General features: G+C 61.8%; 17 protein-coding genes. 7 read left to right on the top strand and 10 right to left on the bottom strand.

Going from position 1 to position 14,926, the window contains the following annotated elements:
- Positions 1-21 precede the first annotated feature (21 nt).
- From DXH78_RS11235 to urtA, 6 genes are all read right to left on the bottom strand, one after another.
- Entirely contained in the window at positions 22-852 is an 831-nt protein-coding gene (locus DXH78_RS11235) for an urease accessory protein UreD (RefSeq protein WP_115517861.1), read from the bottom strand.
- 34 nt (positions 853-886) lie between these two features.
- On the bottom strand, positions 887-1,582 hold the full coding sequence (gene urtE / locus DXH78_RS11230) for an urea ABC transporter ATP-binding subunit UrtE (RefSeq protein WP_115517110.1): 696 nt from the start codon (positions 1,580-1,582) through the stop codon (positions 887-889).
- A 16-nt stretch (positions 1,583-1,598) separates the two neighbouring features.
- Positions 1,599-2,369: an urea ABC transporter ATP-binding protein UrtD gene (gene urtD, locus DXH78_RS11225; protein ID WP_115517109.1), complete on the bottom strand. Its 771-nt coding sequence runs from the start codon at positions 2,367-2,369 to the stop codon at positions 1,599-1,601.
- Between the two features lie 6 nt (positions 2,370-2,375).
- Positions 2,376-3,563 (bottom strand): urea ABC transporter permease subunit UrtC, encoded by a 1,188-nt coding sequence (gene urtC / locus DXH78_RS11220; RefSeq protein ID WP_115517860.1) that lies wholly within the window; start codon positions 3,561-3,563, stop codon positions 2,376-2,378.
- Positions 3,563-5,209 carry an urea ABC transporter permease subunit UrtB gene (gene urtB, locus DXH78_RS11215; RefSeq protein WP_115517108.1) on the bottom strand — a complete coding sequence of 549 codons (1,647 nt, stop codon included), beginning with the start codon at positions 5,207-5,209 and terminating at the stop codon, positions 3,563-3,565. Before urtB ends, urtC begins: the two co-directional genes overlap by 1 nt.
- Before the next feature lie 71 nt (positions 5,210-5,280).
- Entirely contained in the window at positions 5,281-6,606 is a 1,326-nt protein-coding gene (urtA, locus tag DXH78_RS11210; protein WP_115517107.1) for an urea ABC transporter substrate-binding protein, read from the bottom strand.
- Between the two features lie 420 nt (positions 6,607-7,026).
- Between urtA and DXH78_RS11205 the strand changes: the two genes are divergently transcribed.
- Positions 7,027-7,188: a Flp family type IVb pilin gene (locus DXH78_RS11205; RefSeq protein WP_115517106.1), complete on the top strand. Its 162-nt coding sequence runs from the start codon at positions 7,027-7,029 to the stop codon at positions 7,186-7,188.
- 76 nt (positions 7,189-7,264) lie between these two features.
- Here DXH78_RS11205 and DXH78_RS11200 read toward each other — a convergent pair whose 3' ends face one another.
- The 3 genes from DXH78_RS11200 to DXH78_RS11190 all read right to left on the bottom strand — a co-directional run bounded on the left by DXH78_RS11200 (position 7,265) and on the right by DXH78_RS11190 (position 9,273).
- Positions 7,265-7,807, bottom strand: coding sequence for a hypothetical protein (locus tag DXH78_RS11200; protein ID WP_115517105.1), 543 nt, complete (start codon positions 7,805-7,807; stop codon positions 7,265-7,267).
- Positions 7,808-7,907: 100 nt separating this feature from the next.
- Complete coding sequence (locus tag DXH78_RS11195; protein ID WP_115517104.1) at positions 7,908-8,672, bottom strand: ferredoxin reductase; 765 nt, start codon at positions 8,670-8,672, stop codon at positions 7,908-7,910.
- A complete protein-coding gene (locus DXH78_RS11190) occupies positions 8,659-9,273 on the bottom strand; it encodes a sulfite oxidase-like oxidoreductase (protein ID WP_115517103.1) in 615 nt (204 codons plus the stop codon). Before DXH78_RS11190 ends, DXH78_RS11195 begins: the two co-directional genes overlap by 14 nt.
- A gap of 101 nt (positions 9,274-9,374) precedes the next feature.
- On the opposite strand from DXH78_RS11190, the gene DXH78_RS11185 reads away from it, so the two are divergent.
- The 6 genes from DXH78_RS11185 (at position 9,375) to DXH78_RS11160 (ending at position 14,220) form a co-directional block, all read left to right on the top strand.
- The gene (locus DXH78_RS11185) at positions 9,375-10,034 is read left to right on the top strand and encodes a DUF938 domain-containing protein (RefSeq protein ID WP_115517102.1); all 660 of its coding nucleotides are present in this window, start codon (positions 9,375-9,377) and stop codon (positions 10,032-10,034) included.
- Between the two features lie 62 nt (positions 10,035-10,096).
- Positions 10,097-11,038, top strand: a complete 942-nt coding sequence (locus DXH78_RS11180) for a catechol 2,3-dioxygenase (protein WP_115517859.1) — start codon at positions 10,097-10,099, stop codon at positions 11,036-11,038.
- A 48-nt stretch (positions 11,039-11,086) separates the two neighbouring features.
- Positions 11,087-11,929 carry an aldo/keto reductase gene (locus DXH78_RS11175; protein WP_115517101.1) on the top strand — a complete coding sequence of 281 codons (843 nt, stop codon included), beginning with the start codon at positions 11,087-11,089 and terminating at the stop codon, positions 11,927-11,929.
- Between the two features lie 24 nt (positions 11,930-11,953).
- Positions 11,954-12,847: an NAD(P)-dependent oxidoreductase gene (locus DXH78_RS11170; RefSeq protein ID WP_115517100.1), complete on the top strand. Its 894-nt coding sequence runs from the start codon at positions 11,954-11,956 to the stop codon at positions 12,845-12,847.
- A 145-nt stretch (positions 12,848-12,992) separates the two neighbouring features.
- Positions 12,993-13,289, top strand: coding sequence for a hypothetical protein (locus tag DXH78_RS11165; protein WP_115517099.1), 297 nt, complete (start codon positions 12,993-12,995; stop codon positions 13,287-13,289).
- Between the two features lie 418 nt (positions 13,290-13,707).
- Complete coding sequence (locus DXH78_RS11160) at positions 13,708-14,220, top strand: hypothetical protein (protein ID WP_115517098.1); 513 nt, start codon at positions 13,708-13,710, stop codon at positions 14,218-14,220.
- Positions 14,221-14,290: 70 nt separating this feature from the next.
- On the opposite strand, the gene DXH78_RS11155 is transcribed toward DXH78_RS11160, so the two are convergent.
- The gene (locus DXH78_RS11155) at positions 14,291-14,815 is read right to left on the bottom strand and encodes a DUF1993 domain-containing protein (protein ID WP_115517097.1); all 525 of its coding nucleotides are present in this window, start codon (positions 14,813-14,815) and stop codon (positions 14,291-14,293) included.
- Positions 14,816-14,926: the final 111 nt, after the last annotated feature.

The following is a 14,926-nucleotide window of genomic DNA, read 5'->3' as shown; positions in this document are numbered from 1 at the left end:
GTTGCCTCAAAGTGGAAGGACCTATTGTAACCAAAGCCGCGGCACGGAGGTGCCGAGCGCGGCCAGCACGGCGATCAGATCGCGCCGCAGCGCCGCGCCGTCTGGCGCGACGAGCCGCGCCACGGCGATGCCATTCCATGCCGAGATGCCGACCTCGGCGGCGAAAGTGTCGCCGACCGCACGCACTTGTTCAAGCGCGGCCTCGGCACCGGGCACAATCAACACCGTCGCCATGGCAATGCCGCCATTCGCCACCGCGCGCCGGCCAAGCTGCGCGGCGATGCCGCCATCAAGCCGCGCCGTGTCGGCATAAACGAGTTTGCCGCCGAGGCGCACGCGCCAGCGGTCGCTGAACGAACCTTCGTTCAGCGCTTCGCCCATGGCGGCGCGGCCGAACACAACGGCCTCCGCCATGATCAGCGAGCCGCCATCCGCAACATCGACCTCAATGCGGCGCGCAAGCTTCACCCGGTCGAACAGGATGGTTTCCTGCGGCAGCCAGGCCAGCCGCCCACTGGCCGCCACCTTCAGCGTGACGTTCATTTCCGCCGCCGGTCCGGAGGAGCGGTAAATCTTCTCCGCCGCCGCAGTGCCGGCGACGAGATGGGCGCCCTCTCCCACCGCCATGTCGACGGTGAAGCGGTCGCCGCCCGTCATGCCACCGCCGGTGTTGACGATAACGCCTTCAAGGGCATCGCCGCTCGAATTGGGAAAGCGCACGCGCAGCGAGCCATGCTCGTCGACGCGCGCGCGCCGGGTCACACCGCCCGCCGCCGCGACCGACAGGCCAATATGGCCGGTGGCGCGGTTGGCGAGGAAGGTTCGCTCTGACTGAGATACCCCCGTAGGCAAGTCCACTCTCCGGCGTCGCGGGGACGACAATACATCAAATCGCCATCGCGCGATGCAGCGCGCCCTCGTCGAGGTTCACCTTGTCGCTCTGGTACACGATCGCACCGCGGTCCATGACGACAAGATGGTCGCCGAGCTCCTGGGCGAAATCGAGATATTGCTCGACCAGGATGATCGCCATATTGCCGAGCGAACGCAGATAGGAGATGGCGCGGCCGATATCCTTGATGATCGAGGGCTGGATGCCCTCGGTCGGCTCGTCGAGCAGCAACAGGCGCGGCCGCATGGTCAGCGCCCGACCGATGGCCAGTTGCTGCTGCTGGCCGCCGGACAGGTCGCCACCGCGGCGCCCAAGCATGCTCTTGAGCACCGGGAACAGGGTGAACACATCGTCCGGCACCTTGCGGTCCGCACGGGCGAGCGGCGCAAAACCCGTCTCGAGGTTTTCCTGCACGGTGAGCAGCGGGAAGATTTCGCGGCCCTGTGGCACATAGGCGATGCCCCCGCGCGCGCGTTCCACCGTTGAGAGCTTCGTGATGTCCTTGCCCTCGAACAGGATCGCACCATTTTTCACCGGCCGCTGCCCGACCAGCGCGCGCAGCAGGCTCGATTTGCCGACGCCGTTGCGTCCGAGCACGCAGGTCACCTTGCCGGGCTCGGCTGTCAGCGAGACGCCGCGCAGCGCCTGCGCAGCGCCGTAATAGAGATCGATCTTGGAGACTTCGAGCATCGCAATCGCCTCTCCGCTAACGGCCCAGATACACTTCCACGACCCGGTCATTCGCCGAGACCTGGTCGATCGAGCCTTCGGCCAGCACCGAACCTTCGTGCAGGCACGTCACCTTGACCCCGAGTTCGCGCACGAACGCCATATCGTGCTCGACCACGACGACCGACTTGGTCCGGTTGATCTCGCGGAGCAATTCGGCGGTCTGCATGGTTTCGACGTCGGTCATGCCAGCGACCGGCTCGTCAACGAGCAGGAGTTTGGGATCCTGCGCCAGCAACATCGCTATCTCCAGCCACTGCTTCTGACCGTGCGATAACGAGCCGGCGACGCGGTGGCGCAGAGCTTTAAGGCGCACCGTCTCCAGCACCTCGTCGATGCGCGCCTCCTGCTCGGGCGATGACTTCCAGAACAAAGTCGCCTTGACGCCGCGATCGTTCTTGAGCGCGAGCTGCAGATTGTCCTCTACCGTGTGCATCTCGAACACGGTCGGTTTCTGGAACTTGCGGCCGATGCCGAGCGTGGCGATTTCGGTCTCGTCGAGCGTGGAAAGGTCATACTTTCCTTGCTCGAAGAACACATCGCCGGTGTCAGGCCGGGTCTTGCCAGTGATAACGTCCATCATCGTGGTTTTGCCGGCGCCGTTCGGGCCGATAATCGCACGCATCTCGCCAGGCTCGATGACGAAGGACAGCTCATTGAGCGCGCGGAAACCGTCGAACGATACGCTGATGCCGTTCAGATAGAGCAGCGCCGAGGTGGTTTCTGAATTGTATGTGGCGTCGGTCATGGTGCCCTACTCCGCCGCGCCCGGCTGCGTCGATGGCGAACCCGTCGTGGGAATAGCGCCGTCTTCGGCCTCGGCCGAACGGCGCGCCTCGCTCTTCTCCTTCACGCCAGCGCGCCAGTGGGTCCAGGTACCCACAATGCCACGCGGCAGGAAGAGCGTCGTGCCGATGAACAGGCCGCCGAGCACGAATAGCCAATACGGTGCCAAGAGACCGGTGGTGAAGAAGGTCTTTGTGTAATTGACGACGAAGGCGCCCAGCACGGCGCCGATCAGCGTGCCGCGACCGCCAACCGCAACCCAGATCACGGCTTCGATCGAATTGCCCGGCGCAAATTCGCTCGGATTGATGATGCCGACCTGCGGGACGTAAAGCGCGCCAGCCACACCCGCCATGCAGGCCGACACGGTGAAGACGAACAGCTTGTAGGATTCGACGCGATATCCCATGAAGCGCGTGCGCGCCTCGGCATCGCGGATCGCCACAAGCACCTTGCCGAATTTCGAGGTGACGATGGCGCGGCAGATCAGGAAGCAGATCGCCAGCATCAGGCACGAAATCACCAGCAGCGCGTTGCGCGTGCCGTCGGCCTGCACGTTGAAGCCGAGGATGTCCTTGAAATCGGTCAGGCCGTTATTGCCACCGAAGCCGAAATTGTTGCGGAAGAAGCCGAGCAACAGCGCATAGGTCAGCGCCTGCGTGATGATCGACAGATAAACGCCGGTAACGCGAGAGCGGAAGGCGAACCAGCCGAACACAAAGGCGAGAAGCCCCGGCACGAACAGCACCATGAACATGGCGTAGCCGAAGTTCTGAAAGCCGTACCAGAAAAACGGCAGCTCCTTCCAGTTCAGGAACACCATGAAGTCCGGCAGGATCGGATCGGCGTAAACGCCGCGCGTGCCAATCTGGCGCATCAGATACATGCCCATGGCGTAACCGCCGAGCGCAAAGAAGGCACCGTGGCCAAGCGACAGAATGCCGACATAGCCCCAGATGAGATCAATAGAGAGCGCCAGCAGACCGTAGCAGATGTACTTGCCGAGCAGCGCCACAAGGTAGGTCGAGACGTGCAAGCTCGACGTTGCCGGCACCAGCAGGTTGAGCACCGGAATCGCAATGGCGAAGGCGCCGAGCAGGACGAGGAAAATCGTCGAGCCGCGGTCGAGCATGCGGATGAGCGGGTGGGCTTGCATCATGCTTCAATAGCTCTGCCCTTGAGCGCAAACATGCCGCGCGGGCGCTTCTGGATGAACAGGATGATGAAGACCAGGATCGCGATCTTGGCCAGCACCGCGCCGGCGAAGGGCTCGAGGAACTTGTTGGCGATGCCGAGCGTCAGCGCGCCGACCAACGTACCCCACAAATTGCCGACGCCGCCGAACACCACGACCATGAAGCTGTCGATGATGTAGCCCTGCCCCAGGTTCGGCGAGACGTTGTCGATCTGCGACAGCGCAACACCGGCAATGCCGGCAATGCCCGAGCCAAGACCAAAGGTCAGCGCGTCAATCCTTGCGGTACGAATGCCAACGGCGGCGGCCATCGAGCGGTTCTGCGTCACCGCGCGCATTTCGAGGCCAAGGCGCGTGAACCGCAGCATGCCGAGCAACGCGACAAAGACGATTCCAGTGAAGACGATGATCCAGAGACGGTTATAGGTAATGAGGATGCCGCCGAAATCGAAGGCACCGGACATCCACGACGGATTGCCGACTTCCTTGTTGGTCGGGCCGAAGGCCGCGCGTACCGCCTGCTGCAGGACCAGCGAGATACCCCATGTGGCGAGCAGCGTCTCCAGCGGCCGGCCGTAGAGAAAGCGGATCACCGAGCGCTCGATGGCGATACCGACGGTGCCGGAAACGATGAAGGCGAGCGGCAGCGCGATGGTCAGTGAATAATCGAACAGGCCGGGATAGCGCGTGCGGATCACTTCCTGCACCACGAAGGTGGTGTAGGCCCCAAGCATGACCATTTCGCCATGCGCCATGTTGATAACGCCCATGACGCCAAAGGTGATGGCGAGGCCAATGGCAGCGAGCAGCAGCACCGAACCGAGCGACAGGCCGTACCAGAGATTTTGAACGGTGGCCCAGAGCGCAAGGTTACGCTCGATGTTCGCCTTGGCTTCGGTGACGGCGGCGAGCACGTCGGGCGGCGCGTTGGCGGGAATCGTCTGCAACAACGCCATCGCGTCCTGATCGCCGCGATCGCGAACGACGGCAATGGCCGCGATCTTGTCGGCGGCCGGCGCGTCGGCGGATATAATGGCGATGGCAGCCTTGGCCTGCATCATTGCCGCTTTCACGCGCGCATTCTGCTCGGCGGCCAGTGCCTTCTCCAACGCCGGCAACGTGGCGGCATCGCGCGACTTGAACACCGATTGCGCGGCGTCGTAACGCTTGTTCGGATCCGCCGCCATCAAGGTCAGGCTGCCGAGCGCCGCATCGAGAACATTGCGCAGACGATTGTTGAGACGGACATTGCTCAAATCGGCGGGGACCGTGCCGGCGAAAGGCTGGCCGGTCGCAGCGTCGATGAACTTGCCGTCCGGCGCCTTGATCAGGACCTTCTTCTCGGCGGCGCTGAACTGGAGGCGCTGGTCCTTGAGTGCCTGCAACAGCGGCGCAGCGAGCGCGCTGCCGGACGCGGCGGCCTGATCGATGGCGGTTGCGGTATCGCTGAAACTGTCGGCGACAAAACCCGGCAGAGCCTCTTCATAAGGCCCGGCCAAGGCACTGGTGGCAGCGCCGCTTGCGCCCACGACAATCAGAACGGCAAACAGAATCAGAACTGCAATGCGATCAAACAACCCGCGCATGTTGATCACGACCCCCGGCATGTCAGGCAAGAAGCGGGAGGCGGCGGTGAGGCCGCCTCCCCTGTTGATTTCACGTCGTCAGATGTTCGGGCTCACGAGCCCGAGCCGCCGCACTTCTTGGTGACGGTGTTGTAGTTGCCGCACTTGAGGGTGACCCAGTCGGCCTCGAGATCCTTCGAGCCCGGCAGGTAGTCGGTCCAGGCGTCGCCCGGGACAAGACCCTTGGTCTGCCACACCACGTCGAGCTGACCGTCGCCGCGGATTTCGCCGACGAGCACCGGCTTGGTGATGTGGTGGTTCGGCAGCATCTTCGACATGCCACCGGTCAGGTTCGGCGCTTCGATGCCCGGGAGGGCGTCAATGACCTTGTCCGCGTCGGTCGTGCCGACCTTTTGGACTGCCTTCACCCACATGTTGAAGCCGATCACGGTGGCTTCCATCGGGTCGTTGGTCACGCGCTTCGGATTCTTGGTGTAGGTCTGCCAATCCTTGATGAACTTGGCATTGGCCGGGTCCTTCACCGACTGGAAGTAGTTCCAGGCGGCGAGATGGCCGACCAGCGGCTTGGTGTCGAGACCGGCGAGCTCTTCTTCGCCGACCGAGAACGCTACGACCGGGATATCGGTCGCCTTGATGCCCTGGTTGCCCAGTTCCTTGTAGAACGGCACGTTGGCGTCGCCGTTGATGGTCGAGACCACCGCCGTCTTCTTGCCCGCCGAACCAAACTTCTTGATGTCCGACACGATGGTCTGCCAGTCGGCGTGACCGAACGGCGTGTAGTTGACCATGATGTCGCTTTCGGCGACGCCCTTCGACTTGAGATAGGCCTCGAGGATCTTGTTGGTGGTACGCGGATAAACGTAGTCGGTGCCCGCGAGCACCCAGCGCTTCACGTCGCCGCCGTCCTTCGACATCAGATAGTCGACGGCCGGGATGGCCTGCTGGTTCGGAGCGGCGCCGGTGTAGAACACGTTGCGCTCGGACTCTTCACCTTCGTACTGCACCGGGTAGAAGAGGATCGAGTTTAGCTCCTTGAACACCGGCAGCACCGACTTGCGCGACACCGAGGTCCAGCAGCCGAATACGACCGCCACCTTGTCCTTCGCGATCAGCTCGCGCGCCTTTTCGGCAAACAGCGGCCAGTTCGAGGCCGGATCGACGACGACGGCTTCAAGCTTCTTGCCGTTGATGCCGCCCTTCTTGTTCTGCTCATCGATCATGAACAGGACGGTGTCTTTCAGAGTCGTCTCGGAAATGGCCATGGTGCCCGAGAGCGAGTGAAGAACGCCGACCTTGATCGTGTCCTGAGCGCTAGCGGACGAGATTGCTCCCGATGCCGCGATGGCAAGGCCCGCAGCGGCGGCGAGCCACTTGCGGGCAGTCGGCCGCGTGGCGGCCGGATGCACTGAGTTATTCATTCTTTGAGATCCCCTGCGTTTGACGCGCGCGTCATCGCGACGACTCTTCGCGCTGCATTAAGATCGCAAGCTCTATGCCAAGCCGTCACAAACGGCGTAAGGCATTGGCCGACAGGCGATAAATGACCAGGCGCCGGAGCTGCCTAGTTTTCGGTCAATGACGCTTGATTAAACAATAGGCAGCAATGTCGCTAAAAACGCCAAGACTGGGCAGTGAAATCCTATTTGTATGCAAATGGCGGAAAAGTGCGGACAATGTCACCGCAACTCGCCAATTATTTTGCCGCGAATACGCATCAAACATCGAAGCGCGCACCAGCGAACACTTATGGCTAACCTGTTGTAACCATTACGCGTGCCTGTTCGGGAACTAACGCAATCGGTAGAAGAATTACGCCCAGTCAGTAACGGAGCGTACGAATGAAACTCCTCAAGTCTTTCCTTGCCGATCAATCCGGCGCCACTGCCATCGAATACGGTCTGATCGCCGCCGGCATTTCGGTCGCGATCATCGTGATGGTCAACACGATCGGCACGCAGCTCAACACCAGCTTCAACAGTGTTTCGACACAGTTGAAGTAAACCGCCGTTACCTCTCCAAAAGACGAAGAAGCCGCCCCCTGCCGGGCGGCTTCTTTGCGTTGACCGCGTTGTAGGCTCAGACCAGGCCCGGCCCGCGGCGGAATTTCCACGCCGCGATGACGCCGAGCATCACGAAGATCAGCAGCGCGGCGCCCTGCGCGACGGCGAAATGGAAATCAACCGACCCGCCGAACGGAGGTCCCACGGTCGAAGTGAGGTGGCCCGCGGGATTGATGATCTTGAGCTTCTGGAAGCTCTGCGTGAACAGCACGAAGACGTTGAGGTAGAGCGAAATCGTCACGCAGATGGCGTAGATCCAGCGCCAGCGGCCGTAGAGATGCTTGCCGTAAAGCGCGATCAGCCCGAGCACAAAGAAAACGGTGGCGACAAGGCCGGTGGCCGCGGCCGGCGTCAGAACCTTGGCCTGGGTCGGCGACAGGAAGAACATGAAACCAGTGACGGTCGTGAGAACGGTCATCACCCAGAACAGTGCAGTCAATTTCGGCAATCGGTGCGAACCGATCATGCCGAAAACCACGACCAGACCGCTGGCGATGGCAACCAAGGAAATGATGACGTGGATGACCGTGAAGGTCGGTATCGACAGTCCGAGTACCATGGAGCCCCCCATTTCGAACTTTTCAATACTACACTGATACCGGGTGCCTCGCCATATCGACGAAATGACGTTGGCCGGCAGGACTTGGGCTCTTGACGAATTAGCGGCCGGTCGGGCCGAAGCGCTCGGTCTTGATCAGTTTCGGGCTATGGCCAAGGTCGCGGAGCGTGCGTGCCACGCTTTCGACCAACGGCGTCGGTCCGCAGACAAAAATGCGCGGCATCCGACCCGGCGCAAAACCGATTTCGCTGAGCATCCCTGCATCGATGCGACGGGTTTGCCCGGTCCATCCGGCCGGCGCCCCGCGCGTCAAAGTATGGAAGATACGGAGACCGCTGCCCTCACCCGCGAGCGTGTCCAGTTCGGCGCGATAGATAATGTCCTCGTAGCTGCGCGAGGAAAACAGCAGCGTCGCCGGTTGCGGTGCCTTCCTGATCGCACGCTCGCGCAGGATCGCCATCAACGGCACCACGCCCGAACCACCAGCCACGAGAAACAAAGGCCCATCGAGATCGGGCGTCCAGACGAAGTAGCCGCCGATAGGCCCGCGCAATTCAAACATGTCACCAACACGAGCTTCGCCGGCGAGATAGGAAGACACTTCGCCATCGGGCAGCATCTCGATCGTGAGCGTGATGGCGTTCTCGACCGGTGCCGAAGCGATCGAATAGCTGCGCTGGGCCTGATAACCGTCGGGAGCGGTCAGCCGCACGTCAACATGCTGGCCGGCGCGGTGGCCGGGCCAGCCAGGCACGTCGAGCACCAGGCTGCGAACGCGTGGCGTCTCGTCGATGACCTCGCGCACGGTGGCGGTGAGCCATTGCTTCTTCGGCGCGGTCGCGGAGGCCGTTTCAGTCGCCGTCATAACGCTGCTCACGCCAGGGATCGCCGTAAATGTGATAGCCGTTCTCTTCCCAGAAGCCCGGAATCTCTGGATCAACGAATTGTAGTTTCTGTACCCACTTGGCGCTCTTCCAGAAGTAAAGGTGTGGCACCAACAGCCGCGCCGGGCCGCCATGCTCGGGATCGAGCTCTTCACCTTCGAATTCGAAAGCAATCATGGCCTTGCCATCGAGCAGATCCTCGGCCGGGATGTTGGTCGTATAACCGCCATCGCAATGCGCCAGCACATAAGGCTGCGGCGGCTCGGTCAGGCCGGCGGCTTCCAGCAGCGTATCGATCGACACACCTTTCCAATGGGTGTCGAGCTTGGACCAGGTGGTGACACAATGAATGTCGACGGTGAGATCGGTTTGGGGCAAAGCGAGGAATTGCTGCCAGGTCCACTCGGCAAGCGGCGAATCGCCATCGTCGAGCGACAACCGCCAGTTCGCGAGATCAACCGGCGGCGTCGGGCCGGCGGACAGCACCGGAAAGTCTTCAACCAAATGCTGACCCGGCGGAACTCGGCTATTCGTACCGCCGCCGCGCCCACGGAAGCCGCGCGATATGGGAGCCCCGGTCATGGCCTTGTCTCCATTACTGAACCACGTCCAACTTTCGCCCGCGATGACACCCAGGACAAGATGAACGAAGGTATGCGTACATCACGTGACAGCGAGGCGCCATGAGCGAACCGATCTTTGAATTCGGCAAAGGCGGGTTGCCGCCCGCGGGCGAGGACGGTCGCCTCGATGCGCCGGCCTTCCATCGCAATGCCGAGCCGATCTGGGATGCCATTGGCGACATGCTTGCGGCCAAGTCCGGCGCGGTGCTGGAAATCGGCAGCGGCACCGGTCAACACATCGTCACCTATGCAGCGCGCCTGCCCCATCTGACCTTCTGGCCGAGCGACATTCTGGACTCGCACCGCGCGTCCATTGAAGCCTGGCACCGCGCCGTGAACCTGCCGAATCTGCGGCCGCCGCGCAGCATCGACCTGATGCAACGGGATTGGCCATGGGACGACGGTGCCCTCGCCACCATCCTCTGCTTCAACGTCATTCATATTGCGCCCTGGACCGTCGCCCAGAACCTCGTGCGCGGCGCCGGCCACCACCTCGAAGCGGGCGGACATCTCATCATGTACGGCCCCTACAGGCGGGACGGCGCCCACACCGCGCCGAGCAATGAAGCCTTCGATGCCTCTCTGCGCGGGCGCAATCCCGCCTGGGGCGTACGCGATCTCGAAGCTGTCACAGCGCTTGCGGCGACGAATGATTTGACCCTGGTCAAAACGATCGAGATGCCGGCCAATAATCTGGTGCTGGCGTTCGAACGCCGCTAAAAGACCGCGACAATAAAGGGAGACGCTCCGTGGCCGACAACCAGTATCCGCCTGAACCGATCATGGACATCGCCCATCTCGGTCATCTCGAACTGATGACGCCGGTCTTCGACAAGAGCGTGCGTTTCTTCACCGAGATTTTCGGCCTGACCATTGCCGGCGAAAAAGGCGACAGCGTCTATCTTCGCGCCTATGACGATTACGAACGCTATTCGCTCAAGCTCACCGCCGCCAAGACCAACGGCATGAAGCACGTCGCTTATCGTACCCGCTCGCCGCAGGCGCTGGAGCGCCGCGCGGCGGCGCTGAAAGGCACGCCGTTCGAGATCGGCTGGACCGACGGCGATCTCGGCCATGGCAAGACCTTCGTCTGCAAGGACCCCGACGGCCATGTCATCGAACTCTATTACGAAACCGAATGGTATGAGGCGCCGCCCGAGCTCAAGCCGTCCCTGAAAAACCAGCCGCAGCGCTTCCCCGGTCGCGGCATCAACCCGCGCCGTCTCGATCACTGGAACGGCCTTGCGGTCAATCTCTCGGAATGCCGCGAGTTCTTCGAGAAGTATCTCGGCTTCCGCCTTACCGAACGCATCGTGCTCAATGACGGCCGCGAAGCCGGCATCTGGCTGACCGCTACCAACAAGTCCTACGACTTCGCTTACACGCGCGACGCAACCGGCGTGCCGGGCCGCTTCCATCACATCACTTATGCGATGAACTCGCGCGAGGAGATCCTGCTGGCCGCAGACGTGTTCCTCGAGAACGGCGTGTTCATCGAGACCGGCCCACACAAGCACGCAGTGCAGCAGACCTTCTTCCTGTATGTCTATGAGCCGGGCGGCAACCGCGTCGAAGTGGCGAATGCGGGCGCAAGGCTTATTCTGGCGCCGGACTGGAAGCCAATCACCTGGACCGAGGACGAGCGCAAGAAGGGCCAAGCCTGGGGCCTCAAGACCATCGAGTCGTTCCATACCCATGGAACGCCGGAGGTCGCGCACAAGTGATGCCGGCAGGGCGTTATCTGCAAGCCGCAAATTGCGTATAACGCCGGCATGAAAACCATCCCCACCCTGCCCTTGCCCTCCGGCCGTGCCATGCCGGTCTTCGGTGTCGGCACCTGGCGCATGGGTGAAAGCGCCCGCGTCCGCGCCGATGAAGTCAAAGCCGTGCGTGCAGCGGTCGAGCGCGGGGTGACGCTGATCGACACCGCGGAGATGTATGGTGATGGCGAAGCCGAGACCATCGTCGCCGAAGCGGTTGGCGCCCGCCGCGATGAATTGTTCATCGTCAGCAAGGTGTTGCCGAACAATGCCTCAAAGCGCGGCACTATCGCCGCCTGCGAGCGCAGCCTGAAGCGGCTCAAGACCGATCGCATCGACCTTTATCTGCTGCACTGGCGCGGCGGCGAGCCGCTCAGCGAAACTATCGCTGCGTTCCGGGATTTGAAAGCCGCCGGCAAGATCCTCGACTGGGGCGCCAGCAATTTCGACATTGACGACATGCGCGAGCTCGCGACGCTCGACCGCAACGGTGAGTGCGCCGCCAATCAGGTGCTCTACAATCTGACACGCCGCGGCATCGAATTCGATCTCGTGCCGTTCTGCCGCGAGAGCGGCATTCCGGTCATGGCCTATTCGCCGTTGGAGCAGGCGCGCATGCTAGGCGATACAACGCTCAAGCAGGTCGCGCAGCGCCATGATGCCAGTCCGGCGCAGGTCGCTCTGGCCTGGTTGCTGCGCCAGCCGGACATTATCGTCATCCCCAAGGCGACCAACCTCAAACACCTCGACGACAACATCGCCGCGCTCGATCTCAAACTCACAGCCGAGGACCTGACAGCGCTCGACGCCCGCTTCCCGCCGCCGAAACGCGCCACGCCGCTCGATATGTTGTAGGATCGACGTGAAGGAGCAGGCCTCATGACACGTCGCAACACCCCACGCATTGCCTTCATCGGTTTCGGCGAGGCCGGACAGGCCATCGCTTCCGGTCTGCGCGACGAAGGCGTTACGGATATCGCGGCCTGGGACATCCTGTTTCTCAAGCCCGAAGGCGACAAGCTTAAAGCCGCAGGCACCAAAGCCGGCATACGCCTTGCCACTTCGGCGGCCGATGCCGTCGCCGACAGCGACGTGATCATCGCAACGGTAACGGCGGCCTCGAGCCTTGAAGCCGCACAATCGATCGTTCCGCATCTGTCGGGCAATCCCTATTACCTCGACATCAACTCGGTCTCACCTGGCCGCAAAATCGCGACCGCGGAGTTGCTGGTTGGCAAGGCGCGCTATGTCGATGTCGCGGTGATCGCGCCGATCCATCCCAAGCGCCACCGGACTCCCCTATTGATCGCCGGCCCGCATGCCGAAGCAATCGCGCCTTTGCTCTCCGAATTGACGATGCAGCTCAAGATCGTCAGCGACGTGACCGGCAAGGCGGCCGCGATCAAGATGATCCGCAGCGTCATGATCAAGGGCATCGAAGCCCTCACCTATGAATGCTTCCTGGCTGCCGAACGCGCCGACCTGCTGGAAGAAGTGACGGTATCGCTGAAGAACAATTACCCAGGCATCGACTGGCAAGAGACCGCAACCTACAATCTCGAGCGCATGGCCAGCCACGGCGAACGCCGCGCCGCGGAGATGGAAGAATCCGCCGCAACATTGCGCGAGCTGGGCCTTGAGCCGCTGATGGCCGAAGGCACGGTGGCGCACCAACGCGCAATGGGACGGCTTGGCAAGACCGACGCGGTGCGCGCGACGCTCGACAAGGACCGCGCCGCCATCCTGGCCGCAATCAGCCGCGCCCAAGGTTGATCCAGCGAAGGCATTCCTTTCCTGAACGGCCGATGAATGTGGCAACGGGGGCAGCGCGTCCCTATGACGCGCGGCGATACCGAACCGTTCGACCGGCGATGTAATACGATTTACCGCCACATTTTCGTGGGGGAGGAATCAAAAAATGAAGATCAGCAAGTTTGGATATGCCGCCGCTGTCGCCGCCGCGGCCATCGTTCTCGTCGTCGGGTCGGCGATGCCCAGCGAAGCCAAGGGCAAGAAGAAGGCCGCAGCCGCTCCTGCGCCCACGCCCATCTTCTGCTTCGGTCCGTACAAGCCGGTCTGTGCCGTCAAGGGCGGCATGAAGTTCACTTATGCCAACGCCTGCTACGCCGTGAAGGATGGTGCCAAGGTGTCGAAGCCGGGCGAGTGCAAACCCGCCAAGGCCAAGAAAATGAAGAAGGCCAAGAAGAAGAAATAACGCCGGTTTGTGCGCGCTGGGGCCGCCACTATCGTGGCGGCCCTTTTCATTTGTGGCGCCGCACTACAAAGGTTCGATCTGTTATTCGACCAAGGCGGGCTGCCGACCGCGACGCATTCAAACGCGTCTTAGTGCCAGAATGAGACAACGCTTGCTGCAACGTCAGCCCGAACAATCGCCGGCGCATTAGACTTCATTGCGGCACCGCGCGCAGCTCCACTCAAGCGCCAGCAAACGGGCGTCGACATCATCCACAAGCAATAGCACTGACGTCGACTTTGCCGCAGGTTCCCCACCATTTATTGAAAAACGAATTCGTTCTCGTCACGCCCGTTAAAATTCCACTTTACAAACATGGTTAACAGGCCGAAAACATTAAGCGGCGGCATCACTTATATGGTTAACGGGGCGTACCAGAATGAAACACCTCAACTCACTCATCGGCGGCGCTCTGCTGGTGATCGGATTGGCGACGATCGTCCCGACACCCGCTTCCGCCGGTACCTACTACGATCCGGTTTGCAACTGTCGCAAACCGGATTCCGAGTACAACACCAAGCGCGTTGTTCGTGGAGCGCCGCAGGTCAACACCCGCGTTCGCTACGTCGATCACACCCGCGAAGTGAAGCGGACTCACCTGCGTCAGGAAAACCGACTGGTCGTTCACGTCCGGCCGGTGGTCAATCGTGAAGTCGTTGTCCATCGTCAAAACACGGTGGTCCGCAACATCACGCTGCACAAGGTGAACACCACCAACAAGTATCGCACGGAGCACCGCAACGAAACGGTCAACCGTTACGTTCAAGGCGGCACCCGTGTCGTGAACGAGGTGCGTCAGGTCCGCGGCGTGAACTGCAACTGCGGTCCCGAAGGCGGCGCTCGCTACTCGGGCGGCTACGAAGGCGGTTCGCGGGTCTCCTACCGCGAATAAACTGCCGTCGCTCGGACAAACGGACAGGACCGCCCCGGACATCCTCCGGGGCGGTTTTGATTCCAGCGTCTTATTCAACCATGGTCAGCGGGATGGCGCCGAGGAAATCGCGTTTGGCGAGGTCCGTGCCGAAATTGCGAGCGATCGCGTAGCACGCGGTGAGATGAAAGAAGAAGTTCGGCAGTACGAAGTGATTGAGATAGTCGACACCCTTCATCTTCCCCTTCTTCGGTCCCAGCGGAAACATGATCTCGCGCGCCGATGAGGCGTCGATCGCCGCGGCGTCCAGCGACTTGATGTGCGCCACCGTGCGGGCGATACGCTCCTTGAGTTGCTCGACTGTGGTTTCAGTGTCTTCGAACTTCGGCGGGTCGATGCTGGCAAGACGCGACGCACCGTTCTTGGCTTGGTCGCAGACCGCCTGGACCTGCCGGGTGAGCGCGAACATGTCGGGCGCCAGCCGCCAGCCGAGCAGCACCGATGGATCCACTTTTTTCGCCGCGGCTTGGGCGACAGCCTTGTCCAGCACTCCGGACAGGGCGTTGAGCCCGGTTACGCAGATCGGAATCAGGTTTTGCGACATCGAATAAGACATAGGGTGGTTTCCTGGGCGTTTCTGACTTGTTCATGAGCGCGGCTTGGGGCGCCCCTTGGCACGAGTCTCCTCGTAACCCTTGCCACGATAACAGAACAGCCGACAAACGAT

The organism is Undibacter mobilis (assembly GCF_003367195.1).
In the GTDB taxonomy this organism is placed as follows: Bacteria; Pseudomonadota; Alphaproteobacteria; order Rhizobiales; family Xanthobacteraceae; genus Pseudolabrys; species Pseudolabrys mobilis.
Note: the sequence above shows the minus strand (reverse complement) of the source record. Positions and strands in the feature narration are given on the sequence as shown.

Bases quoted from the DNA above. Each gene is read 5' to 3' on its own strand.
- urtE (WP_115517110.1), bottom strand. From the start codon at position 1,582: ATGCTCGAAGTCTCCAAGATCGATCTCTATTACGGCGCTGCGCAGGCG.
- urtD (WP_115517109.1), bottom strand. From the start codon at position 2,369: ATGACCGACGCCACATACAATTCAGAAACCACCTCGGCGCTGCTCTAT.
- urtC (WP_115517860.1), bottom strand. From the start codon at position 3,563: ATGCAAGCCCACCCGCTCATCCGCATGCTCGACCGCGGCTCGACGATT.
- urtB (WP_115517108.1), bottom strand. From the start codon at position 5,209: ATGCCGGGGGTCGTGATCAACATGCGCGGGTTGTTTGATCGCATTGCA.
- urtA (WP_115517107.1), bottom strand. From the start codon at position 6,606: ATGAATAACTCAGTGCATCCGGCCGCCACGCGGCCGACTGCCCGCAAG.
- DXH78_RS11205 (WP_115517106.1), top strand. From the start codon at position 7,027: ATGAAACTCCTCAAGTCTTTCCTTGCCGATCAATCCGGCGCCACTGCC.
- DXH78_RS11200 (WP_115517105.1), bottom strand. From the start codon at position 7,807: ATGGTACTCGGACTGTCGATACCGACCTTCACGGTCATCCACGTCATC.
- DXH78_RS11195 (WP_115517104.1), bottom strand. From the start codon at position 8,672: ATGACGGCGACTGAAACGGCCTCCGCGACCGCGCCGAAGAAGCAATGG.
- DXH78_RS11190 (WP_115517103.1), bottom strand. From the start codon at position 9,273: ATGACCGGGGCTCCCATATCGCGCGGCTTCCGTGGGCGCGGCGGCGGT.
- DXH78_RS11185 (WP_115517102.1), top strand. From the start codon at position 9,375: ATGAGCGAACCGATCTTTGAATTCGGCAAAGGCGGGTTGCCGCCCGCG.
- DXH78_RS11180 (WP_115517859.1), top strand. From the start codon at position 10,097: ATGGACATCGCCCATCTCGGTCATCTCGAACTGATGACGCCGGTCTTC.
- DXH78_RS11175 (WP_115517101.1), top strand. From the start codon at position 11,087: ATGAAAACCATCCCCACCCTGCCCTTGCCCTCCGGCCGTGCCATGCCG.
- DXH78_RS11170 (WP_115517100.1), top strand. From the start codon at position 11,954: ATGACACGTCGCAACACCCCACGCATTGCCTTCATCGGTTTCGGCGAG.
- DXH78_RS11165 (WP_115517099.1), top strand. From the start codon at position 12,993: ATGAAGATCAGCAAGTTTGGATATGCCGCCGCTGTCGCCGCCGCGGCC.
- DXH78_RS11160 (WP_115517098.1), top strand. From the start codon at position 13,708: ATGAAACACCTCAACTCACTCATCGGCGGCGCTCTGCTGGTGATCGGA.
- DXH78_RS11155 (WP_115517097.1), bottom strand. From the start codon at position 14,815: ATGTCTTATTCGATGTCGCAAAACCTGATTCCGATCTGCGTAACCGGG.